Below are 25041 nucleotides of genomic sequence, written 5' to 3' on the forward strand. Positions count from 1 at the left end.
AATAAGATATCATAAATTTATTCACTTCTCTAACAACTCTTTTTCACAATATTAAGAGCATATATTATTTCCCTTACTATTTATGTAATAACGCTTATAAATCTCCAGTATTATTTTCATCATCATCACTATCACTTTCAGATGAAAATGATACAAAGAATGGATTAAACCCTGATTTATTTTCATTAACTAAATCTTCAGAGTGACTTGGCTCTACCGATAGACTTTCGAATTGTTCATCGTCAAACATAAAAATCTGAAGATTCTCTCTCCCTATGCTTTCATAAGCTTTTGAAATTACTTTCCCTATAGCTTTACAATTCTTTTCATCAAATGGTTTCGATATATGATCAATTACAAGAATAGGTATTAATGGATATCTGTTGTCCTCAATCAAAAGTTTTAAAAAAGCTAAATATCCACAAAGTTGAATAAGCGTATGTCTCGCCATACTACCAATATAATAATTAACTTCTTTTTTATTGTTTATTTGGCCATCAATCTCTTCAGCCCCTGTTATCATCGGTTGTAAAATATTGCCCCGTTTAATATATTGAATTTTAAATCCTTCCTGATTCATATCATCTTCAACAACGGATGATATATCTTTAGCAGAATAATATAAATCTGTTATAAATTCAGAAATCGTCCTTATTTTTTTAATATCATCCATAGCTTGAAGCACTTTTAATTCTTCTCGTATTTCCTTAATTCGTCTTCTCTTTTCTTTTAGTTCCTCATCCGAAAAAAGCACTTCTGTCATTAAGCAATCTTCAATCATTGCTATTGATTTGGATTTATCCTCTAATGTATACATTTGAAACCGAGAGTTATTTCTTCTTATTGCAGTTCTAAGTTCTTCTCTCTGCTTTCTTAATTCCTTAATAGTATTATCACTTATTACGTATTTACTGAATGCTATTGTATTATCAATTTCAGATAATAGCTTTTTGAGAGGATTTATCAAATAGTCAAACTCTTCCTTTTCAATTATTAGAGCATCAAGTTTACTTAATAACAATTTTCTATTTTCATTATCTTTTTCAAATTGCTTCGCATCAGACAACCTATTTTCATATATCTTTACTTGTTCTGAAATGTTATTATACATGACCTCCAAATCTGCTATATTTCTTTCGTTCTTTTTTTTGCTTATGTTCTGCATACTTTTAATGGAACTTATATATTTTTGTATGTCATCTGCATTCTTACCTGTGTACCAAATATTTCCATCCAGCTTTTGAAGATTTTTGTTAACTTGATTTATAACAAAATCATATCTAGTGGAGTTCGTTTCCAGCTCTTTCATTTCAGACAACAAGGTTTCAAGCTCATTTTGCAATTCATATATTCGTTCTAAATTATTGTTGAAGATGAAATTCAAAACCGGTGCTAATTTGACCGAATACCTTACATCACTACATTTATCTAAAAAGTCATGTATTGCTCCCTGCCTCTTTTCACCAAGAAAATTAAACATTGTAAATGTTCTATAAGTTAATTCTTCATCAGTAAAATTCCGAATATCTTTTAATAAGTTTATATCTCGGGCAAAAATGGAGTTCAATTTATCCTTATATTCCCTTAAATCTATGGAATCTGATTCTTCTTCGTCAAGGTAATATAAATAGTTCTGATTAGGCTCTCTGGTTCTTGTAATACAATACTTAATATTGTCTATTTCAAACACCATAGTAGCTTTCTTAAGAGAATCCACATACCAAGGCTTTTTCCTTATATCTTCAGACGAACCAAACATAAAATCTATAAAACTATAAAACTCAGTCTTTCCTGAACTATTTTTCCCTCGAAAATAATTTACTCCTGTGCTGAATTTATAGGTATATATATCATCGTCCATACTAAACATCATTAATTTATTTATTTCAAACATTGTATATTACCTCTTTCATAAATTGTTTGTCAGTCATTCTCTTGCTAGCCTCAATAGTTTTTTCTAAAAAGGCACTTTCAAGGTAAACTAATTTAGCACTATCCATAGTTGAAATAGCTTTAATGATGCTGTTTTCTACAAGAATCACATCTTTTACTTTTAAAAGATGAATAGCCTTAACAATATATTCGATACTCTCACAAAAACCTATATAATTTCCTGAAAGTAAAGAGAGGCCTTTATAAATTAAATCCTGAGAAGAATTGGCATTATATACATTGTTCAATAAGTAATTATCATTTTTTATTAGATATGAAAAAACCAACATTTTACTTAAACTTAATTCATTGTGTTTTTTTAAAATTTGTTTAATTATGTTGCAATATATGCTAATCTGGATAGATTCTGACTCATACTTTAGATTTCGCATTCTACTCATCCTCCCATGAAATTTGTCTATCAACTATATCTTCTCTTGTAAGATAAATACCACAACCATACCTTATTTGCTCATTTTCAGCATGAGAATTAGGCATTTTTTTCGTTTCTTCTAACCTGTTATATGGTAAATCACAACCATCTTTTTTTAGTCGAAATACTACATTTTCAAAATTCTCAAATGTAGTTTCTTCAATTTCCTCAATCTTGCTAATCTTAGTCGTCTCCATATATTTCAAAAGTATATTCTCATAGTAATTCTTATATGTTAGATGCTGTTTTACTAAATTGTCCGACAATTGACATGCAAGAAGTTGTTTATACTCTCTTAACTTTGATATTTTACTATCCGAAAGGTCAATCTGATTGAGTTTTTTAAAATCCGAGTAAATTGGAGCAGTAACTTTTTCAGTTAAACGCGATGAAATATCCTCAGTCAGTTTAATAAATCCGGAATAGTCAATAGTATAAGAAGTTTTCTTGTTCACTGCTTCCATTATTTCGACTGTAATGTGTTGCAACAATTCTTTAAGTCTTTGGTTATAGACTATAGAGTTAGCAGCTTTTTTAAAGTGAATAGCACATTTATCATCAATTTGTTTATCGATGTCATCCAATGATAAAAACTTATATTTTTCGTTTATAGCATTATATATCTTTTTAAAATCTTCATAGTTATTTTTATATAACTCTTTAACTTTGGATATAGTGGCATTCTTTTTCTTATTTGATTTTTTAATAGTTTGGTATACTTCTTCTACTGTATTATCAAAAATATTGTCTTTATTGTTATAAACGCTTTCAGTCAATAAAATATATTTCTCCACATTATTATTTGAAGACTCAAGCAATATCCAATTTAATAGGATTTTCATAGCAACATCATTTGTAATCGTTGTTCTTTTAACCTGAATAGCTTGATTTGTGTTTTTACTCAAAAGAGTACTTCGAAAATTCTCACTATTTTCATCAATATTATCAGCTTTAATTTTTTTAACGTTTACATCTTCAATTGTTTCAAATTCTATTTGCATGCCTTCCTTAAGTTCAAGCATATAGTATACAAACACTTTAATTTGAAACGAAAAACCGCTTAAACTATTTATTCCGCTAAAATCTTGTTCATATTTCATCACTTCACACCCCACTTTCTTCCCTTTGATATTATCGCTGCCCCTCTGATGTCTTTTAAATTTGTATAACCCCAACATCACCCATTTTAATATAATTAAGAAATAAAGTCCCTAAAAATCGATCACTACGAGAAATTCTGTTCCACTTATATCCTTTAAATATATCTTGAGTCAAAAACTTCTTCATGTAATAAATTCATTCAGTTTTTGCTGTCTCTAATAACTCATTCACAGTTGACATTTCCTTAACTCCTATAATAATATTAATAACATGGTTAAATTAATTATAACCTTATAAAAAGTTTTTCACAAGAAAAATCGACTAAATACTTGTAATTTTTCCTATTTACAACATACAAAATTATGCTTGTGTCACCGCTCTTTCCTCTACACTCCAAAGGATATATTTCTTCCATAATTGCTTCTAAAAAATCTTTTGGATTAAGTTAGACAAAGTAATTACATTATTTTCTGCTTATCATTACCTATAACGCTCAACTTCTATTTATTATTCAACTTGACATAAAACATTATTTTATTTTTACAGAAAATTTCTACACGACTACAATAAACCAAAATCTTTTCAATTATATTTCGTACTATATCTTCGTTATAGAGATTATTTTCACAAACCATTTCACCTAAAACTTTCTGGATCCATTCTTCATTCAACGTGGGAGAATTGACGCATACCTCTTTCCCTTTCTCAATCCTAGTAGCACATCTCCAGACCACTTTGCCCCTTTCTGTCCTTCTCCGATAAGGCAAACCACAATCTCCACATACAAGTAAATTTCCAAGAATATATTTGCTATTATATTTGTTTCCACTGATTTCTAATGTACCATCCTCATTACTCACAAATCTCGTTCGTTTTACCATTTCTTCTTGAACCTTATCAAACACTTCAGCAGAAACAATGGCTGGATGACTGTCTTTTATATAATATCTGTTTCGCTGCCCTGTATTTTTAATTTTCTTTCCAGTCATAAAATCTTCTGTAATAGTCTTTTGCAGCACCGTATCACCTTTGTATTTTTCATTCTTCAGCATTTTATGGATTGTTTTTGTATCCCAAGTATCTTTTCCCATTGCTGTTTTAATGCCTTGAGATTCCAAGTATGACTTTATTTGCCCCAAAGAAAGACCTTGCAAATATAATTCAAATATCTTTCTGACAACCTCTGCCTGCTCCGGAACAATGACAAGTGTATCATCTGTGCAAGTATATCCCATGAAACTCTTATATTTGGTAAAGATATCTCCTTTTTCAAATTTGCGTTGTAATCCCCACTGAATATCCTCACTTTTATTTCTGCTTTCATCCTGTGCCAACATACCTCTTAATGTAATTTCATATTCATTGTTTATATTGATTGAATCTAAGTTTTCATTTTCAAAATGCATATTAATCCCTCTCTCCCTTAAGTTTCTTATTATCTTTAAAACTTCTAAAGTGTCTCTTGATATTCTGCTGATTGACTTTGTAATAATATAATCGATTTTACCTTTTTCAGCTTTCTTAAGCATTTTATCCAAGTCAGTTCTTCCTTTTCGACGCAGTCCGCTTTCGACATCATAAAATACACCGGCAAATCTCCAATTTTTATTATTTTTTATCATTCTTGTGTAAGCTTCTATCTGGGTATCCAGACTATGTAGCTGGGCCGGTCCAAATGTGCTGACACGACAATAAGCAGCAACTCTTATCTTTTTATTCTTTTTAGGTGCAGGGGGTATAATCCATATTTTTTTCATTTGTATTCCTTCTTTTATCTATATAAAATATTATGGTACATTAATATTTTATCAAAAAAAGAAAAAACGCGAAAGCCATATCATTATTTCGCGTTAAAATATATTTTTATTTAAGGTGCTGCAACCTCGCTATTTATAAGGCCTCCAAGCGTTGCAACAGGATTACGGTCTCCACATGCACCGTCCATGGGAATTGGTCGACAGGCTGTTATTAATCCCATTGTCCAGGGAATCTTAATTTTTGCAGTTTGGGGAATCTTTTATTGAATTCTTCTACTTCTTCATTCGGAAGATTATCAAAAACCTCTGAATAGTGAAATTTTCCCTTTATACCTTTTAAGCTGTCTTCCGCTAATTCAATCGCCATAAATGCATCGAAGTTTTTACCGTCAGAGGTTGTAATATTAAAGTTATCACATGTTTTAAATCCTATTCGGGGATAGTAATCCGGTTCCCCGAATATTACTATTCCTTTATATCCTTTGTTTGCAGCTAAGCTCATTGTTTCTCTCAATAACAACTCTCCAACTCCGCATCCCTGCCATTTCGGCTCTACGCAAAGAGGTCCGAAGGTTATAATTTCATATGTGTCTTCTCCGTCAACAATTCTTGACTTCGTATACATTATGCATCCTATTACCTGTCCGTCCTTTACTGCTATTCTGCTTAATTCGGAAAGGTAATCTTCGTGGCGGTGCAGTTTGTGTACAAGATAATGCTCATCACAGCCAAGATGATGTTTATTCCAAAATGCATGCTGTGTCATTAATTCTACATCATACCAATCATCTTTGTCTTCCATTCGGATTTCTATATCTTTACTGTTTAATTTTTTCTTTTCTTCTTGAAGCCATCCGAATTCTAACCTTACTTCTTTTCTTTGGAGGTCATTGTTCTTATAGCTGCAAGTGTCCATACCGATTAAGGTAAAGCCCTCATGCAGATAAAAATCTATCGCATTTACATTGCAGGATTGTGTTTCCAATATAACAGCCCGCCGTCTTTCTCTCCTTGCCTGCTCTTTGGCAATTTCTATTAAAGCATGACCGATTCCTTGCTTCTGATATTTTTCCGATACCCAAAGCTCTGTAATTCTCAGTCTATTAGACCATAATTCTTGATCGGTTTCCATTGCAGCGATTAATTCGTCATTAACTACCATTCCCCATGCATATGCGTTTTCCCAGTGGTCTTCATACAATTTATCTGAAGAATAGTGTGTTATAGCTTCTTCAAGCTCTTTCTTTTCTATCTCTATAGTAAATCCACTGCCTGTTTTGTTTACATGAACATCATAGTATTTGTCTGTTGTATATTTTATGGGTATTACAGTTCCCTTCCACTTGTCTTTTGGCAGATGTATAATTTCAAATTCCATAGCTTTTTCCTGTCCTGATTTATTTATTATTCTAAATACATATCCGTGTTTTGCCCTTATTTTACCACAGGGCTTTCATTATTACTATTAAAAAAATAAACAACTTGCCTGCAAACTTTTTTATTGACACAGAAATATTTTTGTGATATGGTTATATACACAAGTGTATAACTATATAACTAAACTCTTAAAAAGGAGTGAGTGCTATGAACAATAGCTTTAATAATGACAAACCGATTTTTATCCAGATACGTGAAATAATCGAGGACCAAATAGTTAACGGTCTTCTTTCAGAGGAAGAACAGGCGCCATCGACTAATCAATTAGTAAATTTCTATAAAATAAACCACGCAACTGTTGCAAAGGGTATAAACCAGCTTGTTGATGAAGGAATCTTGTATAAAAAACGTGGAATAGGAATGTTTGTATCAGAAGGAGCTAAAAATAAGCTTATGGATAAACGAAAAAAAGCTTTTTCGGATGAATACGTCGTACCCTTGGTTCAGGAGGCATCTAAGCTTGGTATATCAATAAATGAAATTATTAACTTAATCAATCAAGTAAAAAGGAGTGATAATCAATGACCTACAATATTGAGGTAAATAACTTGTCTTTAAAATATAGGAATTTCGAAGCATTGAAGGATGTATCCTTTAATCTTGAAGATGGAAAAATATATGGTTTACTGGGGAGAAACGGCGCAGGCAAGACGTCTCTTTTGTCAATTCTTGCTTCATACAGACAACAGACTGCCGGAAGTATAAAAATTGCTGGAGTAATTCCTTATGAAAACGCAGAAATAAATCAGAATATATCCTTTCACTTTCAGACAAATTATGAAGAAGAAACAGAAAAAGTAAAAAAAATGCTGTCAATAGTTGAAAAGTACAGACCTAATTATGATGCAGAATATGCAAAGTATTTGGTAGAGCTTTTCAAATTACCAATGAATAAATATGTCAATAAACTTTCAAAGGGAATGCAATCCGCCTTAGAAGTAATTATGGGATTAGCAAGCCGTTCACCAATTACAATCTTTGACGAATCATATCTGAGTATGGACGCGCCCACAAGAGTGAAATTTTATAATGAGTTGTTAAAGGATCAAGAAAAACATCCGCGTATTTTTATATTGTCAACTCACTTAGTTTCCGAAATGGATTATTTGTTTGATGAGGTTTTAATACTTGACAACGGAAAATTACTGCTGCACGAAGATTATGAAACCTTAACGTCAAAAGGCATGTCTATAACCGGTAATGCAGTGGAAGTTGATAAATTTGTTGCAGGGAAAAGAATACTCAGCTCACAACAGCTTGGAAAAACAAAATCTGTTATGATTTACGGAGAAAGAACAGAAGAAATTGAAAATATGGCTGACCGCTTGGGATTAGAAATAGGCCCAATTTCACTTCAAGATTTATTTATTCATTTAACAGAAATGGAGGATTCATATGAAAACAAATAATGTTATGAAGCTTGCAAAAGATATTTACATCGAACAAATGAAGTGGTCTGCTTGGTTTATAGGAATAATAATAGCTGTGTATACCGGTTTAGGCATAGCAGGTTCTTATTATAATTTCAGTTTTATAAATAATCTGTTTATGTTTTCAGCCGGATCATCCATGATATACATGTTTGTTATCGGTATTATTGCAGGTGCCTCGTTTCTGCCACAATTTGTTAAGCTTGGGGTAACCAGAAAAACATGTGTTTACGGTATGGCGGTTGCCGCATTATATTTATCGGTCACATTGCCGTTAATATTCAGTTTGCTTGCTTTGATTGAATCCTTAGTCACAGGAATGTTTGAATTTAATTTCGCTTCTTTTGTATTATACGTTTTTGATATATTCATTGTATATCTTCTTGGATGGATGATAAATATAGGATTTTATAAATTCAATTGGATAATAGGTTTGTTTTTTATAGTTCTTGCTATTTTCATAGACTTTATTTATGCATTAATCTGGAGTGGCAATATTACTCCCTTGTATGAGCTTAGTGATCTATTCACTAAAGTATTTGAACCCAATATACTGTATTCCGATTTGTCATTTTTAATCTCATCCATACAAGCATTATTATTAATAGTAATTACACTGATAATAATCAGATTATTAACCAGAAATATGCCTATTAAAATAAAATAGAAATTACAAAAAAACTCTGAGGTGAACCTCAGAGTTTTTTTGTAAAATTAGTATCATTTATTAATATTATTAATTCGTAAATTAAAATTATTAATATTTTTATTAATTTTTTTAATTTTTTATTGACATTTTATAAAAATAAGTATATATTGTTTATAAAAGGATGGTGAGGAAATGAAATATAAAGCACCAAGCAGATGCCCCGTATGCGGTAATAAACTTTCAGTTACAAAATTATGCTGTCACAAATGCTCCACTTCGATTGAAGGAGATTTCCAGCCATGCGAGTTTTGCAGCTTACCGGAAGAAGATCTTGATTTTGTCAAGATATTTATCAAATGCCGCGGAAATATTAAGGATGTGGAAAGAGAGTTAGGCATTTCATATCCGACGGTTCGAAGCAAATTGGATGCTGTAATAAAGAGCCTGGGACTCGAAGTCAAAGAACCAATTAAAGAAATTGAAAATAAAAAAACGGAAAAAGCTGCTATACTTGACCAGTTATCAAAAGGAGAATTGTCTCCTAAAGAAGCAACGGAAAGAATAAAAAATCTGTAATTAATTGGAGGTTCAAAATGGATGAACAAAAAAGAATATTGGAAATGATTGAAAAAGGCCAAATTACTGCCGCAGAAGGAATGGAGCTGTTAAGTGCACTAAATTCATCAAGCGAATACGAACAGCAAGGAAATGATTTAATACCATATGATTCTGTAAAACGTAATTATAAATTTCTCAAAATAAGGATTACGTCAGATAATAATTCGGTAAATGTCAAGGTTAATATTCCTATACGTTTATTGACCGTTCTTGGTGGAATAGCCGGTAAAATGACTAACATGGTACCTAAGGATGCCCGTGAAGAATTGGAAAGCCAAGGTATAGACATAACAAGTATTGATTTTGCCAAAATTATTGAAGAATTAATGAGCGGAACGATAGATGACCCAAGTATAGTAGATATTGAGGCATGGGATGAAGAGCACAATACAACGGTAAAAGTAAAAATATATGCTGAATAACAGTCAGAGGGGACAGTCAAAGGGGACGGTTCTCATTGACTGTTTCTCTCATCTTCTTATATATTTTAAGTATTGCGTCTTTGTTAATATTTGTAATTAACTCCATTTGTCTTACTGATAAATCAAATGCTGATTTCAAATTAACTACCTATAGTATAAACATTCTTGTTGTTGCAAAGTCTCTTGCATTGCTTGCAGTATATTTTACTGTGTGCGCATCAATTTGTGTTACTCCCGGATAATAGGATGCATGTCTTGCATTTTTATGTTCTTTGTAGTTTATTTCTACTTCAAATTTTTCAGGAATTTGAAGCTTACAAGCGGATATATGTTTTAATCCGTTTTTAACTCCCTCTTTTATCAATTCACATGCCAATTCAGGATTAATACTTATTGTAGCTCCTCCGACACCTTCTTTAACTGCAACTGTTTCAATTCCTTTATTGAATTCTTTAGCTTTTTCACAGAGCATTTTGTCACCGCTTAAAAACACCACCGGAACTCCGTAATCTGCTGCTATGTAAGAATTTAAAACAAACTCTGAAGCATAATCTCCGTTAACTCTAATATAGTTGATATTTGTATTCATAGTGTGGGCCAATGGGTTTCCGTCAGTTCCGGAGGCAGTGTGATATCCTATAAATATTGCCGCATCAAAGTCTTCATCTATGCCTGCTACCATCGAATCCGGACAGTCAGTCCAGCCGCGGCTTAACTTAGCACATTTCGGAAGCTTGGTTATGTCAATGTTTCTTGCTGAGTCATGAGCATCCTTAATAAATATTTCCTTTGCTCCCATAGCAATTACGCCCTCACATGCTGCAACTGTTTCATTTGTCATTTGCTCTGCAAATTGTTTATAATCATGGTTACCCAATGTTGTTTCGCTCCATGATGTCACTCCTGTAATACCTTCAATATCTACACTTATAAATATTTTCATTTTTCCTCCTATGAGATCCTTCGCATTCGTTCAGGATGACAAATTATTATTTTTTTAATAACGATAATATATTTTCTACTTGTAATAGTACTCCTGTTTTTAAGCATTCTTCGTCTATGTCAAATGTATCTGTATGGATTAACGAGGTAATACCCTTTTCTTTGTTGCCGCATCCCAAGTGAAAGAATGCACCCTTCGCTTCATCTGAAAAATACGAGAAATCCTCTGCTCCTAAGCTTGGAAATTCCTTGAATACTATATTATCCTTACCTAAAAGTTTTTCCGCATTTTCTTTTACTACATCAACAACCTCATCATTGTTTATTAATGCCTGATAACCGTCATGGAAATCCACCGAGCCGTAACCACCGTATGCATTTGCTGTATTTTCAACTATTTCTTTGATTCTCTGTTTAACGTAGTTTCTTGTATCATCATCTAAAGCTCTTAAGGTACCTGTAATTTTAACTTCATCAGCTATTACATTGTCTTTTACTCCGCCTGATATTCTTCCGAATGATATTACCACGGAGTTAAGCGGTGAAATATTTCTGCTTACAATTGTCTGCAATGAGGTTATAACACTTCCTGCCATTGCAATTGCATCTATGCCCTTGTCAGGATAAGCTCCGTGAGCTGATGTTCCCTTTAACGTTATTTTAATTGAATCCGTAGATGCATTAAGCTTGCCGTATTTCAGCTCTACCATGCCTGCCTCAATATATGGCATTACATGTAATCCTAACACATAGTCAACGGTGGGATTTAACATGCAGACTTCCTTAACCATTCTTTCAGCTCCGCCGATCGTTTCCTCCGCAGGTTGAAACAGCAGCTTTACATTACCATTTATCGAAATTTCTGAATCAGCCATTTCCTTCATAATTTGGGCTATTCCGAGGAGTATGGTAGTATGTGCATCATGACCACAGGCGTGCATAACCCCTTCGTTCAATGAATTATAGGAATGATTGCTTTTTTCATGTATGGGTAAAGCATCTATATCAGCTCTGATGCCGATTGTTTTTCCCGGATTCTTTCCTTTTATTAAGCCAACCACACCTGTTTCAGCACACACATGATTTTCAATTCCCCATTCATTTAAATAGTTCTGTATTTTTTTCTGTGTTCTGAATTCCTGCTGGCTAAGCTCAGGATTCATATGAAAATCTCTTCTGATATGTATCAGCTCATTAAATATTTCCGTAACTCTTTTATTTATATCCATAGCTGCTCCTGTAATAAATAATTTAATACTTTTACAACCTTACCGCCCTTAGTGTAAACTCTTGGCGTCCTTCGTGAAAATCTGCAAAGTATATCATTTTTATTTGTATTTAACAAATCAGCCATGCCCTGAATATCTATTGTATTGTCAGTTCCGTCCCCGTAAATTATTACTTCATCTCCAACTGCTGCTTCAGGTATGTCAGTTAAATCCACCATACATTGATCCATATTTATTATGCCTATTATTTGAGCTTTTTTACCATGAATTGTAACGAAGCTGTCTCTTATGCGGGGATAACCGTCGGCATAACCCATAGGCAGCGTTCCTACCAATGTTTTTTTCGTTGCTTTCCACCTGTAGCCATAACTGACACCTTCTCCTGCCTGAAGCTCCTTAATCTGATATATCTTTGTTTTAAATGTTAAGCAAGCTTTCATAACTACCGAATCATCCTCATAGGATTTCATACCGTAAATAATTGCACCCGGTCTTATCATGGTCAGTCTGTATTCAGGATAATCTATTGCTGAAATACTGTCGCAAATATGTTTATATTTGAAGGTCTTCCCTTTTTCCTCTATTTTGTTTACAGCATTTATGAATCTTTTATACTGTTTATCGTCTTCTTCTCTGTTTGTTAATGCAAAGTGTGAGAAAATTCCTTCCACATCTATATTTTTCAAATTGAAAATTTCAACTATTTCATCTATGCTTTCCTGACGGTCTTCATATCCTATACGATTCATGCCTGTATCGTATTTAATTTGAACTTTAGTAATTGTATTGTATTTAATGCTTAAATCATTGATTAAAACAGCTTGTCTTAAAGAAAATATTGTTTGTGTTATATTGTTTTTTACTATATATTCCAAATATTCATCAGGAGTGTAGCCCATGATAAATATACTATAGTCCTTGTAACGATTTCTTAGCTCTAATGCTTCGGTTAATGTGGCAACTGCCAGCATATCCGCCCCATTTTCCATAATAGTGGGCGCTATGTCCACAGCTCCGTGTCCATAAGCGTTTGCCTTTACCACTGCCGCTATTGCTACATCCTTTCCTACTATTTCTTTTAATTTTCTGACATTGTAGCCAATGTTGTCCAAGTTTATTTCTATGTACGTATCACGCAGTAACGGTTCCATTTATTTTCCTCCATTATATGAAATTCAATGCAAAATCCGGAATAAAAAGGGAACTAACATGTTCCGCTTTCCATAAATATTATTTTATTGTTATAAGCATCCACCTTAACGTGGGTACCAAGAGGAATTGTTGGCTGAGGAAAATTGTGTCCTGCCCTGAAATTACCTATAATCGGCTTATTGAAAGGTACTACCGTGTTATTGATTACCTCGTCTAAATTTAAATCAAAACCGCCCTCATATGCTTTTTCTTCCCTGTTGCAGTTAGTGAAGGTGCCGAATATAACGGCTTCACAATCTTCAAACTTTCCTGCCAAGCTTAAAGAAGTAAGCATTCTGTCTATTTTATATATTGGCTCTCCGACTTCTTCTATAAAAATAATTCTACCCTTTGTGTCAAGCTCGTATTTTGAGCCCAAAGTTGATACTAAAAGTGTCAGGTTTCCGCCTGTGATTATTCCTTCTGCCGTACCCCCATTATAGCTAAAGAGCTCTTCCTTGGGTGGATTTATATAATGACCTATGGGTTTATCGGTAAAAATATTTTTTGATAAGCTGTTATAAGTATACGATTCAAAGCTGACATTGTCGTTTTTAATCTTAGCAAAATTGGATGTAGCCATAGGTCCGTGAAATGTGACCATATCACATATTTGATTAAAGGCAACATGCAATGATGTTATATCACTGAATCCCATAAACACTTTAGGGTTCTTCTTGATCATTTCATAATCAAGCAAGTTTAGTATACGTGGTGTTCCATATCCTCCCCTAAGGCATATGATACCTTTTATACTCTCATCTCTGAAGCTGTCATTTATATCCTTTGCCCTCTCTTCATCCTTTGCGGACAAATGACCGTAATTAGTATAGCATGTCGGAAACATAACGGGATTTAACCCTAAGCTTCTTAATTTCAGTTCACCGTTTTCTACTGATTTTAAATCCGTCGCAGAAGCGGGTGCCACTACAGCAACCTTATCTCCGAAATTTAATTTTTTTGGTTTATTCATAATTCCCCCCTGTCAAATGTAGTGGTTGTTGAAAAAGTTCGTCCTGCAAGGCGCCGGAAGTTGGGCAACCGCAGCGTATTCAGACATACGCGAGGATTGACCGACTGAACGGCAACGAAGCAGGCGGGCGTTTTCAGCAGCCTATTTTATTCGTTGGCTTGTGCTATACTATCATCCTCTTCCGCATTTGCCGATAAATTCACATTGTATATATCATAAACTAATTCTGTTATTTTCTCTCCGTCAGCTAAATAAAAGGAATATTTGCCAAGCATCCTGTCAGTTCCCGGAAGGGTGATGGTTTCCAGATTTTCTGTTGTAAAGCCTATTACATCCTTGACCAAAGTCAGCATATCCGTTAACGTCAAATCTGTTTTAACATGAGGATACACTGAACTTATTACACTTGGAAGCCTTAAGCTCAATGATTTTTTTACGGCAGCCTTTATGAACTGCTGCTGAGTCTGGACTCTTCCCAGATCACCGTTGGGATAGCTTCTATATCCATCTACATTTGATTTTCTGAATCTCAACAACTCCAGTGCCTTGTCTCCCATAATAAGCTGTTTTCCGCCCGGAACGTTAATATTCAACGGAGGATCATCATAAGGGTCGATATATCTCATATGAAACGGAACTTCAAACTCCACTCCTCCTACCGCATTTACGGCAGCCCTGAGTCCCTCATATTCAATTATGGCATAGTTGTTGATAGGAATTCCTGTTAAATCCTCAACAGCTTTCATTAAGGCATAAATTCCTTCTTCCTCCATACCGTATACAGCGTTGATTTTTTGTACGTCCGAATACTTCTCATATCCTTCCCTGTAGTAATATGTATCTCTCGGAATTGATATGATATTCCCTTCCTTTGTTTTTCTGTCATAGCTTGCCAACATTATTGTATCTGATCTCGGCCCTTCTAATCCGACCAATAAAACATTTATTCTTTTGCTGTCCTTCATTGCTTTTTCTAAAGGAGTTTGAGCAGAATCATCATCGTCGTCATCATCTCCCGAATTAATTCCTTCACCGATTCTGTTTTCATCTGAATCTTCGGGTGATAAAAATTTAGTGTAAGTATATATTCCGGTTGTTACTACTAATGAAAATATTATAATTGAAAATACAAATATCTTTAAAAACTGTTTCATACTATGTTTCCGCCTTTAATCAATTGTTTTGTGGTTTATTTTCTGCTGTCTCATACATGTCTGATACCATTTCGGCTATACCTTCATCATCAGGTAAATAAAATGATAAACCTTCTAATGGTGCTTCTTTTCCCGGTAAAGTGTTCATGCTTATATTATCTGTTGAAAACCCTATTACACTGCCGGTCAAGCTGATTAAATCAGTTACTTTTAAATTAGTATCTATATAAGAATATGCTTCCTTTATCAGTGATGGAAGCTCAAATCCCAAAGCTTTTTTAGCTGCCGATTTTATAAATTGCTGCTGCGCTTCAATTCTGCCTAAGTCCTGATTACTGTATCCTTTTCTGTATCTTAAGAACTTTAAAGCCTGCTCGCCGTTTAGCAGCTGCTTGCCTTCAGGTATATCTATATATAACGGCGGTTTGTCATATGGGTCGGAATATACCATGTGAAACGGAACATCCACCTCAACGCCGCCTAATTTATCTACACAGGCAATTACTGCTTCATAATTTATAATCACATACTTGTCTACGGGTATTCCAAGCAATTTTTGAACAGAAGCCGTCAAGCTTTCTATTCCTTCCTGAGAATAAACAGCATTGATTTTTTTAAATTCTGCTTCATCATCAATGTTTCTCGGATAATATGTATCTCTTGGTACGGATATTAAATCTGCATCTTTGCTTTCCGTATCATAACTTGCCACAATTATAGTATCGGTTCTCATATTCTCAAGTCCTACAATGAGAACATTAAATCGTTTACTGTCTTTAGCAAGCTTTCCAACATCTGTGCTGTAATCAAATGTGCTTGACTCATATATATTGGATGCGTCTGTTGTTTTATTTGTTTCCTTGATCTGAATTTTCCCAATAACCATATCCTTATCAACAAAAACAATATATCCCAAAGCAGTCACACTTAATACAACCGTGACAAAAATAAAAGACGCAAAAAATACCTTAAAAAAATGCTTTATCATATGTTCCCCTAAATATTAATCTTGCCATATTAGTGATTATATTATACTTAGTTCATTATATCAAAGCATTAAATTAATTTCAAATGTTTATTGAAAAATAAATTGCGCATATCATGTCAAAACACTAATATTTATGCATGTAAATTTCCGCAGAAAAACATTTTCTTTTTTTCTCATTGTCTATATAATGCCCTAAATTCTAAGCATATTTCAATTATGAAAATTATTTATTAATTTTTTAATAAATATGTATTGCATTTTTAATGGAAAACTGTTACAATACAAATATCTTTTTTAATATCGGAGGATTTTTTAATGAAAACAGGCACAGTTAAATGGTTTGATTCAAAAAAAGGTTTTGGTTTTATATCTTGCGATGATGGCAAAGATGTATTCGTTCATTTCTCTGCAATAGCTGCTGACGGATTCAAAACTCTTGAAGAGGGCCAAAAAGTAAACTTTGATATAGTTGATGGTCAAAAAGGACCTCAAGCTAGCAATGTTACTATAGCGTAATATTTGTTTACGAAATAATATTTAATATAGATTTTGCAATAATTATATTAAGATATTTCAAAAGACATGAAAAAGAACTATGTACATAGTTCTTTTTTGCTTATCTATCATCCAATTGTTTTAGAGTAGGCATTCCGCTTTGCGCCCCCAATTTAGTTATTGAAAAGCCGGCTGCCCTGTTTGCAAACCTGATTGCTTCTTCTAAGCTTTCACCTCTTACAAGGGCTGAACCGAGGCTTCCGCAAAATGTGTCTCCTGCTCCTGTCGTATCAACAACTTCAACCTCATAAGAAGGTATCCGCTTAATTTCTTGTCCGTCAAAATATTTTACTCCCTTTGAACCCATTGTAACTATTAGTTTATTTGGATGCTGTTTCAATATATCATCTATATTCTTTTCACCAAACAGTAGCTTAAGCTCATGTTCATTAGGAGTGATATATGTTGCTTTATTTATAATATTACTGTTTAATTTTGCTGCAGGTGCCGGGTTTAAAAGAACCTTAACATTATTTTGACTGCACAGGTTCAATGTATATTCAACGGTGCTAATTGGTATTTCAAGCTGCATTAAAACCATGTCAGCCGATAATATTACATCCTTGTATTTATCTATAATATCCTCTGTTAAATGAATATTAGCTCCTGCTATTACTATAATGCTGTTGTCATTTTCTGCAACCACTATATTGGCTACACCGGTACTAATATCATTTAATATTTCAACACAATCAGTTTTTACTCCCATAGATTTAAGGTTGTTTATTGAAAATTCACCGTTAGAGTCGTTACCCACACAACCCACCATAAAGCTTTCTGCTCCTAATTTTGCTGCTGCTACCGCTTGATTTGCACCTTTCCCACCGGGTATCAGCGAAAAAGTGTTACCAAGCACAGTTTCTCCTGCCTTCGGTCTTATGTTTGAGGTAAAAACCATATCTGCATTGATAGAGCCGACAACAACAATTTTTCCCATAATAATCTCCTTGCTTAATCCAATTTTCTCAAATCATCTAACAGTATTTCTCTGAATTTATTAAGGTCTACGCCTGTTAAAACCTTTGGATATGACTCATCGTAATTAATCCACTCTCTTACATCACAAACTGTATTTCCTCTGCATAATACCTCTGAGCAGTCAACCTTTACATCCATGTGTCTGTACGAATATAATTCAGGATGAATCAAATACATAAAAGCACTTGCATCGTGTATTGGAGTGAATGTTCCGTTATTAACATGATCCCCTCGGAAATAAAAATTCAATATTTCTCCGCACATTTTAGTAACTCTGCCGTTGCTTTTTAACAACTCGTTTACATCCTCTCTAAAAAGCCCCGTTGAATGAGTCACATTTAATCCGCTCATGACGATAGGAAGCTTAGAATCAAATACAATTCTCGCCGCTTCAGGGTCAGCCCATACGTTGAATTCTGCAACAGGTGTAGTGTTGCCTACGGTTGTTGAACCTCCCATGATTGATAGAAGCTCTATATTTTCTAAGGTCTCAGGGAATGTTTTAATCAATAGTGCAATATTAGTCAATGGCCCTATCGGAACCAATGTCACTTTTTCCTCAGAAGACAGTATTGTATCTCTTAAAAACAATACCGCATTGTTTGAATATAGTTCTTTAAAGTGAGGAAATTCATAATCACCCACTCCATTTTCTCCGTGAACATTAATTGCAGGGCGCTTTTCCCTTATTAAAGGGCATTTTGCTCCTTGCGCTATTTTTATATCCTTATCAAGAAATGACATTAACCCGATTGTATTATTTGTTACTTTTTCTATTGATTGATTGCCTGCAACTGTAGTAATTCCCAATATGTTAAATTTATCTTCATTTGCAATAGCAAAACAAAGAGCAACCACATCATCTATACCCGGATCACAGTCAATAATAATATTGCGTTTGTTCATTTGTACCTCCATTATAGCAGTAGATTAACAGTAGAAAATCTATCTTTAAATCCATTGATTATCAATTGCCTATCCATCGCTAATCCATCGCCTATCAATTGTTATTACCCTCTGTCGCTTAATTTTTGTCTTTTTTTCATTCTTACGTAGCTGTAAATTGCTAAACCGATAATTGTTGTAATATACGGAAGCATCTGTATAATTTCATATGGCCAGTTTCCAAGCTGAAGTATATTGGCCAATGCTGAAGCTGCACCAAAAAGAAGTGATACAGATAAACCACCCACAGGGGTGTTGCCTCCCATAGAGCTTGCTGCTAAGGCAATGAAACCTCTTCCTGCACTCATGCCGGTTGTAAAGTATGTCATGTAGCCTCCTGAAAGGAAAAAGCCTCCCATTGAAGCCAACACACCGCTTATTATCAATGCAATATATTGAATTTTCTTAGAGCTGATACCTACTGATTCCGCTGCATTTTTATTTTCTCCCACAGCTCTTATTCTAAGCCCCAAAGGCATTTTATATAAAAATATATGAACTACTGCCACCATTAGCAGTGATACATAAGTCAATACATTTTGATTGGAAATAACTGCGCCCAAGTATGGTATATTTTCTATAACAGGTATATTTATTCTTGGCAAGGCAACTGAGTTTACGGATGATGAAACTCCTCTGTCTCCGGATACCATAAGCAGTATCAGGATTGTTGCTCCGTTTGCTATTAAATTTATGGCTATTGCTGCTAAAATTGCATCTGTCTTTAATCTAAGTACGAAGAATGCCAATAATAAACCAATCAAACCGCCTATAACCATTGTTGCAACAAGTCCTAAGAAACCGCTTTGGAACATTGCAGAAAATAAAACACCAAACAATGCTGAAAACAACATAATACCTTCAAGAGCCATATTAATAATACCGCATTTTGATGCTACTGCGGAAGCTAATGTAGCAAACAGTATGGGAGTTGTAGCTCTTAGGGTGGCATTTAGAAATTCCGGTGATAAAATTGCATCTAATATCATTATTCTGCCTCCTTTATGTTGCTTAATGAAAGCTTTGCTTCTTTTGCAATCATTTTATGCTTATATTTACTTAAGAATTGTTCCGCAACTACCAATAATATTATTATACCCTGTGTTACTGTTATAATTTCTGTAGGTACATTTGTGGCAATTGACATTTTGGAAGCACCTGTTCTTAAATATGCAAGGAAAAAGGCAGCAAAGGGAACGTATAAGGGGTTCTTCTTAGCTAATGTTGTAATAATTATGGCATCCCAGCCGTATCCAAGAGAAGAAGTCCATGAAAAACGGTTATACATACCAAGAATTTCAACACCGCCTCCCATACCGAATATAAATCCGCCTAACAGCTGTGATATTAAAGTAACCTTTAAAACGTTGATTCCCGAATATTTTGCAAAATCAATATTTTCTCCGGTTACACGAATTTCATAGCCGATTTTTGTTTTATATAAAAATACATAGCCGAAAAATGCTACCGCCAATGCAATCAATAATCCCAAGTGAATCCTTGTTCCCGGAATAATTGCATTAAACTGAATATGAGCAGGTATCGCATAGGATACTACGGCTCCTGCCTTCGGATCTCTCAAAATATAGTTCAGCACATAGTTTGCAAAGAAAATTATTATATAATTCATCATAAGTGATGAAACTAATACATCTGAATCTGTCTTTATTTTCATAACTGCAGGAACTGCAGTAACCATAGCACCAAAGAATCCTGCAGCCAAAACACATGCCAAGGGACTCAATCCCATAGGAAGAGTGGCATTTAATGCAACAAAGGTAGCCACAAGACCTCCTAAATGGAAAGAACCTTCTCCTGCCAAATTTATTTGGTTTGCAGCAAACATTATACTTACTCCAACTCCCGTAAATGTTAATGGTATCATTGTTTCAATAACATTACCGAAACGTCTTGCGCTTTTTAAAGGTCCGGTCAATAATTCCAATATGGCTTTTACCGGTTCATCGCTGGCAATTAAAATTATTAAGAATGAAATTAACAATGCAATACCGATAGACAGTACTGTACGTAATATATCAAATTTCTTGTTACTGTTCATATATTATGCCCTCCAAAATTTCATCTTTTTTAATTCCCAACATGTATTTACCTAATTCTTCTTCAGTTAGTTTTTTAACGTCTTTAAAGACACCGGAAAACTTGCCTTTATACATTACCGCAAGACGGTCACTAAGCTCAAACACTTCATTCAGGTCTGCCGAAATGAGTACAACCGCACACCCTGCATCTCTGAATTCGATAATTCTTTGTCTTATAAAGGATGCCGCTCCGACATCTATACCTCTTGTAGGCTGGTTTGCAATTATTATTTTGGGATTAGTGGAAAATTCCCTTGCTACAACTACCTTTTGTATATTTCCTCCGGACAGCATTCCGACATTTTGCTTATATGATTTACATTTAATTAAATATTCCTTTATTAACTCATTTACTCTCTTTTCAATTTTCTTTAATTTAAGCATAAAACGACCGGAATATTCGGAACTGTGATACTGGTTTGACAGCAAGTTATCCATAATATTCATATTAGCCGCGCAGCCCAATGTCATCCTGTCCTCAGGTATATGTGATACTCTTAGCTGTCTGATGTCATTTATGTTTTTATTGTTGATATTTTGATCAAATATTAATATATCGCCGCTATACTTTTTTGTGAGCCCTGTTAATGCCTCTACAAGATGCCCCTGACCGTTTCCTTCAACGCCGGCAATACCAAATATCTCCCCTTGCTTTACATCAAAGGATAAGTCATCAACCCTTACAATTCCTGTGGTTCCTTCAACTCTTAGATTTCGTACCTTCAATACAGTTTCCTTTAAGTTCAACGGCTTTTTATCAAATGACAACACAACATCTCTCCCAACCATCAGCTTAGACATTTCACTTGTGGAAATTTCGTTGACATTGTGTGTTCCTTTGCTTTTTCCGTTGCGCATGATTGTAGCTCTGTCGCATATGGATTTTATTTCATCAAGCTTATGAGATATAAATATTAAAGTGTGTCCTAATTCTTTTAACTTTTTCAGCTGTACAAACAATTCTTCAGTTTCCTGAGGAGTAAGCACTGCTGTGGGTTCATCTAATATTAAAATGTCAGCACCTCTGTAAAGTGCTTTCAATATTTCAACCTTTTGTTTTATTCCAACGGGAAGCTCTTCAACTCTTTGTGTAACGTCTATATCAAAATTATATTTCTTGGCTAATTCTTTAGAAATATCAATCGCTTTATTCATATCAACAAAAATGCTTGTTTTTGGTTCAATGCCAAGAACTATATTTTCTGCAACCGTCAATGAGGGAACAAGCATAAAATGCTGGTGAACCATACCGATTCCTTTTTTGATTGCTTCTAAAGGAGATTTTAATTGTATTTCTTCACCGTTTAAAATAATTTGTCCTTGTTCAGGTGATTCAAGTCCGAACAAAACCTTCATCAAGGTGCTTTTCCCTGCTCCGTTCTCCCCTAACAAAGCATGTATTTCTCCCTTCTGAAGCTCTAAAGAAACATCTTCAACGGCAACTACCCCATTGGGATAAATTTTCATTATATTCTTCATCTCAAGCACGTTATGGCTCATGGTCTTCGTTTCCTCCGTTAGTTCGTTATTAATAATTAAAAATTGACAAATAATGAAATCCTTCGCTTACGGCGGATGACTTACACGACAATTTTTAATCATTAATTATACACAACAGCCAAGAGTTTCTTGGCTGTTGTATGATTGGTCATCTGTGTATTATTGTACAGAATCTTTTATTGCCTGGATTTCTTCAGTTGATTTTCCTAAAGCAGTATCAACCTTGATTTCTCCATTAACTATTTTTTGTTCTAATTCATTTAATTGTGTTCTGATGTTTTCAGGTACCATTTTTTCATAGTGAGCGTCTTTCACTATTTCAACTCCGCCTTCAGCGAATCCTAAAGATTCGGCTGTACCATATTCAAGCTTACCTTCCAAGTCAAGCTTGATAGCTCTTATTAAGGAGTTACCGACATTTTTAAGTGCTGATGTCGGGATGAAATCTGCTTTTTCAGGCAATAATGCAGCTTGGTCGGAGTCAACTCCGAATGCGTATCTTTTTGCATCTGCTGCTGCTTCTATTTGACCCAAGCCGGCAGCACCTGCTACGTTATATCCTATATCAACTCCACCGCTTTGATATTGAGTTAATGCTAAATCTTTTCCTTTAGCTGAGTCCCAGAAGTCTCCTACATAAGCTATTTTAACTTTTACGTCAGGATTAACTTCTTTTGCTCCTTGAATATATCCAACCAAGAAGTCGTTTATTATAGGATTTTCCATACCGCCTAAGAAGCCAATGTTACTGTTTGAAGGATCGATCATTGGAAGTGATCCGTCAGTTGTCATTAATGCTGCAGCTGCTCCTATTAAGTATGATACCTCATTTTGTTTGTAAAGTACGTTGTAAATATTATTGTTGTTTGCTCTCTCTTCAAAGTTATATGTTTCATCGAAGAACATAAATTTTTGATCAGGGAATTGTTCTGATGCTTTTTCTAATGCATCAATCATTTGCCATGTTCCTATGATGATTACGTCATATTCGCCACCATCACAGTATTCTAACAATGTTGGTTCCCATTTCGGTTCATCCGCAGGAGTAGCTCCCATTTGTTCAACCTTAAAATCAAATTTATCAGCTCCTAATTCAGCTTTTAATTTTTCTAAACCTTGGTTAGCTGAATCAAAGAATGATTTATCACCTAATGTACCATTTAATAAAAGTGCTGCTTTGTAAGGTTTCCCACCGTTGCCATCACCGGCAGGGTTTTGTCCGCATGCAGTCATTGAAAAAATCATAACAACTACAAGCAATAACGAAAGTATCTTTTTCATTTCTTAAATTCCTCCTATAGTGCTTTTTTTATGTATTCTAAAGTATCATCAACCAAGGTCTCCAGCTCAATTTCCTCATAATATCTCATATAAGTGGTAAGCTTGTTAAATGCCGGAGAAATCAGTCGTTTTGGAATGATACGCATTCCCTTTTGAATTCCCAATACGGGCATAATCATGCCCGCATTGCAGTCTGCATCTATTCCGCACATTGTTATGATGTTTAAGGTTTTATCATAATCTCCATCACCATACATAAGTGCGATTATTTCACAGCATACGTTTGGATAAGCATGTATCCAGTTATATTTTATGTATTTTTCTTCACATTTTTTAAGTGCATCCTTCCAATTGTCATATTTCATACAGCAGTCATAAGCAAAGCTTACAACAGAATAATATTCGCTGTCGGAAGGTATTAAGGAAACAGCCCTTTTAACTATATCCTCAACATCATCATTTATAAATGCCATTGATATCATCACAGCATTAAATACTTCGCCCAATATTCCGTTGTTAATATGAGATACTTCACCGTCAATCCATGCAAGCTTTGCAGCAAGCTCAGGATTGCCCGGGGCAACCATACCGCATATTGCACCTCTCATTTGCGCACCAATCCATTCATTGAAGGGATTGTTCCACTTTGCACTTTCAGGAGGCATCATTCCTGCCCGAATATTTCTTAAAGCCAATTCCTCTGCAGACCATCCAACAGGAATAAGTCCTATCCAGGAAAGAGCTATATCCTTGCTTGTAACACCGTATCCTTTATCCTTGAATGCATCAAGAAATGCAATTTCAAATGTTATATCGTCGTTATAAGTATTTGGCTCTCTTATATATTCTGTTACATTTCCAAATGCTTCAAACAGATTTTTAGAAGTATATCCTTCAACCATGGTACCCATGGCCGCACCGATCAACTGTGACATCCAGGCAGCTTTTATCTGATCTTTAAATTTTTCGGAATTAACATCAACCTTTACGGCTTCCGGAAAAGCTACTTTTTTTTCATATTCTTCAAAGTTATTGTAATATGTATATTTCCAATAATCTGATTCTTCGTTTTTCTTGGCATTTAAAAATTCATTTCTAAGCTCTGCAGATATTTTTTGAAGCATCACCTTATCATTGTCTGCATGTGCTTTTATACCCTTTTCCAACAGATCATATGCATTGTCAACGGTATATCCTCTGTTTTCAAGAGCTTGCACTGCAGCAATCATCACCACTTCAGGAGCACCGGAACCGGGTACGTTGCTCTTCCAGTCTAAGCTTAATATACTGTCATAAAAATCAGCAACACTTTTTAAAGCACTCCACCCCTGTTCGTCTTCTCCCAAAACTGCAGGTTTTGCATTAGAGTATAAATCGTATGCCATTTCCCATGCTTTTTTCATATGTACACATCCTTATATCTTAAT

Annotated in this window: 25 protein-coding genes; 6 read left to right on the forward strand and 19 right to left on the reverse strand. The window is 34.3% G+C overall.

The features are described 5' to 3' along the window. Positions 1–94: 94 nt before the first annotated feature. The 6 genes from RT412_RS11620 to RT412_RS11645 all read right to left on the reverse strand — a co-directional run bounded on the left by RT412_RS11620 (position 95) and on the right by RT412_RS11645 (position 6601). Positions 95–1894, reverse strand: a complete 1800-nt coding sequence (locus RT412_RS11620; RefSeq protein ID WP_313344524.1) for a hypothetical protein — start codon at positions 1892–1894, stop codon at positions 95–97. Further along, positions 1887–2324 carry a hypothetical protein gene (locus RT412_RS11625; protein ID WP_313344521.1) on the reverse strand — a complete coding sequence of 146 codons (438 nt, stop codon included), beginning with the start codon at positions 2322–2324 and terminating at the stop codon, positions 1887–1889. The genes RT412_RS11620 and RT412_RS11625 overlap by 8 nt, the downstream gene beginning before the upstream one ends. 1 nt (position 2325) lies before the next feature. Beyond that, positions 2326–3465: a hypothetical protein gene (locus tag RT412_RS11630; protein ID WP_313344519.1), complete on the reverse strand. Its 1140-nt coding sequence runs from the start codon at positions 3463–3465 to the stop codon at positions 2326–2328. A 55-nt stretch (positions 3466–3520) separates the two neighbouring features. Beyond that, positions 3521–3652: a DUF1413 domain-containing protein gene (locus tag RT412_RS11635; protein WP_313344517.1), complete on the reverse strand. Its 132-nt coding sequence runs from the start codon at positions 3650–3652 to the stop codon at positions 3521–3523. 314 nt (positions 3653–3966) lie between these two features. Then, positions 3967–5223: a recombinase family protein gene (locus tag RT412_RS11640; RefSeq protein ID WP_313344514.1), complete on the reverse strand. Its 1257-nt coding sequence runs from the start codon at positions 5221–5223 to the stop codon at positions 3967–3969. Positions 5224–5434: 211 nt separating this feature from the next. Beyond that, positions 5435–6601 carry a GNAT family N-acetyltransferase gene (locus tag RT412_RS11645; protein ID WP_313344511.1) on the reverse strand — a complete coding sequence of 389 codons (1167 nt, stop codon included), beginning with the start codon at positions 6599–6601 and terminating at the stop codon, positions 5435–5437. A 206-nt stretch (positions 6602–6807) separates the two neighbouring features. Here RT412_RS11645 and RT412_RS11650 point away from each other — a divergent pair, with 206 nt between their 5' ends. The 5 genes from RT412_RS11650 to RT412_RS11670 all read left to right on the forward strand — a co-directional run bounded on the left by RT412_RS11650 (position 6808) and on the right by RT412_RS11670 (position 9779). Continuing rightward, on the forward strand, positions 6808–7185 hold the full coding sequence (locus tag RT412_RS11650; protein ID WP_313344509.1) for a GntR family transcriptional regulator: 378 nt from the start codon (positions 6808–6810) through the stop codon (positions 7183–7185). Then, entirely contained in the window at positions 7182–8069 is an 888-nt protein-coding gene (locus RT412_RS11655) for an ABC transporter ATP-binding protein (RefSeq protein ID WP_313344506.1), read from the forward strand. Before RT412_RS11650 ends, RT412_RS11655 begins: the two co-directional genes overlap by 4 nt. Then, entirely contained in the window at positions 8056–8757 is a 702-nt protein-coding gene (locus RT412_RS11660; protein WP_313344504.1) for a hypothetical protein, read from the forward strand. The genes RT412_RS11655 and RT412_RS11660 overlap by 14 nt, the downstream gene beginning before the upstream one ends. A 174-nt stretch (positions 8758–8931) precedes the next feature. Then, entirely contained in the window at positions 8932–9315 is a 384-nt protein-coding gene (locus tag RT412_RS11665) for a DUF2089 domain-containing protein (protein ID WP_313344501.1), read from the forward strand. Positions 9316–9332: 17 nt separating this feature from the next. Next, a complete protein-coding gene (locus RT412_RS11670) occupies positions 9333–9779 on the forward strand; it encodes an SHOCT-like domain-containing protein (RefSeq protein ID WP_313344499.1) in 447 nt (148 codons plus the stop codon). A gap of 148 nt (positions 9780–9927) precedes the next feature. Here RT412_RS11670 and RT412_RS11675 read toward each other — a convergent pair whose 3' ends face one another. The 6 genes from RT412_RS11675 to RT412_RS11700 all read right to left on the reverse strand — a co-directional run bounded on the left by RT412_RS11675 (position 9928) and on the right by RT412_RS11700 (position 16256). Continuing rightward, positions 9928–10722 (reverse strand): M55 family metallopeptidase, encoded by a 795-nt coding sequence (locus tag RT412_RS11675; protein WP_313344497.1) that lies wholly within the window; start codon positions 10720–10722, stop codon positions 9928–9930. Between the two features lie 46 nt (positions 10723–10768). Beyond that, positions 10769–11950 (reverse strand): M20 family metallopeptidase, encoded by a 1182-nt coding sequence (locus RT412_RS11680; RefSeq protein ID WP_313344494.1) that lies wholly within the window; start codon positions 11948–11950, stop codon positions 10769–10771. Beyond that, positions 11941–13101 (reverse strand): alanine racemase, encoded by a 1161-nt coding sequence (gene alr, locus RT412_RS11685; protein WP_313344491.1) that lies wholly within the window; start codon positions 13099–13101, stop codon positions 11941–11943. The genes RT412_RS11680 and alr overlap by 10 nt, the downstream gene beginning before the upstream one ends. Positions 13102–13154: 53 nt before the next feature. Then, positions 13155–14114 carry an LD-carboxypeptidase gene (locus RT412_RS11690; protein ID WP_313344488.1) on the reverse strand — a complete coding sequence of 320 codons (960 nt, stop codon included), beginning with the start codon at positions 14112–14114 and terminating at the stop codon, positions 13155–13157. A gap of 146 nt (positions 14115–14260) precedes the next feature. Further along, complete coding sequence (locus RT412_RS11695; protein WP_313344485.1) at positions 14261–15268, reverse strand: LCP family protein; 1008 nt, start codon at positions 15266–15268, stop codon at positions 14261–14263. Between the two features lie 19 nt (positions 15269–15287). Then, positions 15288–16256, reverse strand: coding sequence for an LCP family protein (locus tag RT412_RS11700; RefSeq protein ID WP_313344482.1), 969 nt, complete (start codon positions 16254–16256; stop codon positions 15288–15290). Positions 16257–16571: 315 nt separating this feature from the next. On the opposite strand from RT412_RS11700, the gene RT412_RS11705 reads away from it, so the two are divergent. Continuing rightward, entirely contained in the window at positions 16572–16772 is a 201-nt protein-coding gene (locus RT412_RS11705; protein ID WP_313344479.1) for a cold-shock protein, read from the forward strand. 100 nt (positions 16773–16872) lie between these two features. Here the strand turns inward: RT412_RS11705 and rbsK are convergent, their stop codons facing one another. From rbsK to RT412_RS11740, 7 genes are all read right to left on the reverse strand, one after another. Continuing rightward, positions 16873–17748, reverse strand: a complete 876-nt coding sequence (gene rbsK / locus RT412_RS11710) for a ribokinase (protein ID WP_313344476.1) — start codon at positions 17746–17748, stop codon at positions 16873–16875. Between the two features lie 14 nt (positions 17749–17762). Beyond that, positions 17763–18695: a nucleoside hydrolase gene (locus RT412_RS11715; protein WP_313344473.1), complete on the reverse strand. Its 933-nt coding sequence runs from the start codon at positions 18693–18695 to the stop codon at positions 17763–17765. A gap of 104 nt (positions 18696–18799) precedes the next feature. Next, on the reverse strand, positions 18800–19723 hold the full coding sequence (locus RT412_RS11720; protein ID WP_313344470.1) for an ABC transporter permease: 924 nt from the start codon (positions 19721–19723) through the stop codon (positions 18800–18802). Next, the gene (locus RT412_RS11725) at positions 19723–20793 is read right to left on the reverse strand and encodes an ABC transporter permease (RefSeq protein ID WP_313344467.1); all 1071 of its coding nucleotides are present in this window, start codon (positions 20791–20793) and stop codon (positions 19723–19725) included. Before RT412_RS11725 ends, RT412_RS11720 begins: the two co-directional genes overlap by 1 nt. Beyond that, positions 20783–22333 (reverse strand): ABC transporter ATP-binding protein, encoded by a 1551-nt coding sequence (locus tag RT412_RS11730; RefSeq protein ID WP_313370624.1) that lies wholly within the window; start codon positions 22331–22333, stop codon positions 20783–20785. The genes RT412_RS11725 and RT412_RS11730 overlap by 11 nt, the downstream gene beginning before the upstream one ends. Positions 22334–22492: 159 nt before the next feature. Then, positions 22493–23614 carry a BMP family ABC transporter substrate-binding protein gene (locus RT412_RS11735; protein WP_313344462.1) on the reverse strand — a complete coding sequence of 374 codons (1122 nt, stop codon included), beginning with the start codon at positions 23612–23614 and terminating at the stop codon, positions 22493–22495. A 14-nt stretch (positions 23615–23628) separates the two neighbouring features. Beyond that, positions 23629–25017, reverse strand: a complete 1389-nt coding sequence (locus tag RT412_RS11740) for an ADP-ribosylglycohydrolase family protein (RefSeq protein ID WP_313344459.1) — start codon at positions 25015–25017, stop codon at positions 23629–23631. Positions 25018–25041 lie beyond the last annotated feature (24 nt).

This window comes from Sedimentibacter sp., from assembly GCF_032080165.1.
GTDB lineage: Bacteria > Bacillota > Clostridia > Tissierellales > Sedimentibacteraceae > Sedimentibacter.

What these genes read in the sequence shown, in the direction of transcription:
- RT412_RS11620 (WP_313344524.1), bottom strand. Translation starts at nt 1,894, where the DNA reads ATGTTTGAAATAAATAAATTAATGATGTTTAGTATGGACGATGATATA.
- RT412_RS11625 (WP_313344521.1), bottom strand. Translation starts at nt 2,324, where the DNA reads ATGCGAAATCTAAAGTATGAGTCAGAATCTATCCAGATTAGCATATAT.
- RT412_RS11630 (WP_313344519.1), bottom strand. Translation starts at nt 3,465, where the DNA reads ATGAAATATGAACAAGATTTTAGCGGAATAAATAGTTTAAGCGGTTTT.
- RT412_RS11635 (WP_313344517.1), bottom strand. Translation starts at nt 3,652, where the DNA reads ATGAAGAAGTTTTTGACTCAAGATATATTTAAAGGATATAAGTGGAAC.
- RT412_RS11640 (WP_313344514.1), bottom strand. Translation starts at nt 5,223, where the DNA reads ATGAAAAAAATATGGATTATACCCCCTGCACCTAAAAAGAATAAAAAG.
- RT412_RS11645 (WP_313344511.1), bottom strand. Translation starts at nt 6,601, where the DNA reads ATGGAATTTGAAATTATACATCTGCCAAAAGACAAGTGGAAGGGAACT.
- RT412_RS11650 (WP_313344509.1), top strand. Translation starts at nt 6,808, where the DNA reads ATGAACAATAGCTTTAATAATGACAAACCGATTTTTATCCAGATACGT.
- RT412_RS11655 (WP_313344506.1), top strand. Translation starts at nt 7,182, where the DNA reads ATGACCTACAATATTGAGGTAAATAACTTGTCTTTAAAATATAGGAAT.
- RT412_RS11660 (WP_313344504.1), top strand. Translation starts at nt 8,056, where the DNA reads ATGAAAACAAATAATGTTATGAAGCTTGCAAAAGATATTTACATCGAA.
- RT412_RS11665 (WP_313344501.1), top strand. Translation starts at nt 8,932, where the DNA reads ATGAAATATAAAGCACCAAGCAGATGCCCCGTATGCGGTAATAAACTT.
- RT412_RS11670 (WP_313344499.1), top strand. Translation starts at nt 9,333, where the DNA reads ATGGATGAACAAAAAAGAATATTGGAAATGATTGAAAAAGGCCAAATT.
- RT412_RS11675 (WP_313344497.1), bottom strand. Translation starts at nt 10,722, where the DNA reads ATGAAAATATTTATAAGTGTAGATATTGAAGGTATTACAGGAGTGACA.
- RT412_RS11680 (WP_313344494.1), bottom strand. Translation starts at nt 11,950, where the DNA reads ATGGATATAAATAAAAGAGTTACGGAAATATTTAATGAGCTGATACAT.
- alr (WP_313344491.1), bottom strand. Translation starts at nt 13,101, where the DNA reads ATGGAACCGTTACTGCGTGATACGTACATAGAAATAAACTTGGACAAC.
- RT412_RS11690 (WP_313344488.1), bottom strand. Translation starts at nt 14,114, where the DNA reads ATGAATAAACCAAAAAAATTAAATTTCGGAGATAAGGTTGCTGTAGTG.
- RT412_RS11695 (WP_313344485.1), bottom strand. Translation starts at nt 15,268, where the DNA reads ATGAAACAGTTTTTAAAGATATTTGTATTTTCAATTATAATATTTTCA.
- RT412_RS11700 (WP_313344482.1), bottom strand. Translation starts at nt 16,256, where the DNA reads ATGATAAAGCATTTTTTTAAGGTATTTTTTGCGTCTTTTATTTTTGTC.
- RT412_RS11705 (WP_313344479.1), top strand. Translation starts at nt 16,572, where the DNA reads ATGAAAACAGGCACAGTTAAATGGTTTGATTCAAAAAAAGGTTTTGGT.
- rbsK (WP_313344476.1), bottom strand. Translation starts at nt 17,748, where the DNA reads ATGGGAAAAATTGTTGTTGTCGGCTCTATCAATGCAGATATGGTTTTT.
- RT412_RS11715 (WP_313344473.1), bottom strand. Translation starts at nt 18,695, where the DNA reads ATGAACAAACGCAATATTATTATTGACTGTGATCCGGGTATAGATGAT.
- RT412_RS11720 (WP_313344470.1), bottom strand. Translation starts at nt 19,723, where the DNA reads ATGATATTAGATGCAATTTTATCACCGGAATTTCTAAATGCCACCCTA.
- RT412_RS11725 (WP_313344467.1), bottom strand. Translation starts at nt 20,793, where the DNA reads ATGAACAGTAACAAGAAATTTGATATATTACGTACAGTACTGTCTATC.
- RT412_RS11730 (WP_313370624.1), bottom strand. Translation starts at nt 22,333, where the DNA reads ATGAGCCATAACGTGCTTGAGATGAAGAATATAATGAAAATTTATCCC.
- RT412_RS11735 (WP_313344462.1), bottom strand. Translation starts at nt 23,614, where the DNA reads ATGAAAAAGATACTTTCGTTATTGCTTGTAGTTGTTATGATTTTTTCA.
- RT412_RS11740 (WP_313344459.1), bottom strand. Translation starts at nt 25,017, where the DNA reads ATGAAAAAAGCATGGGAAATGGCATACGATTTATACTCTAATGCAAAA.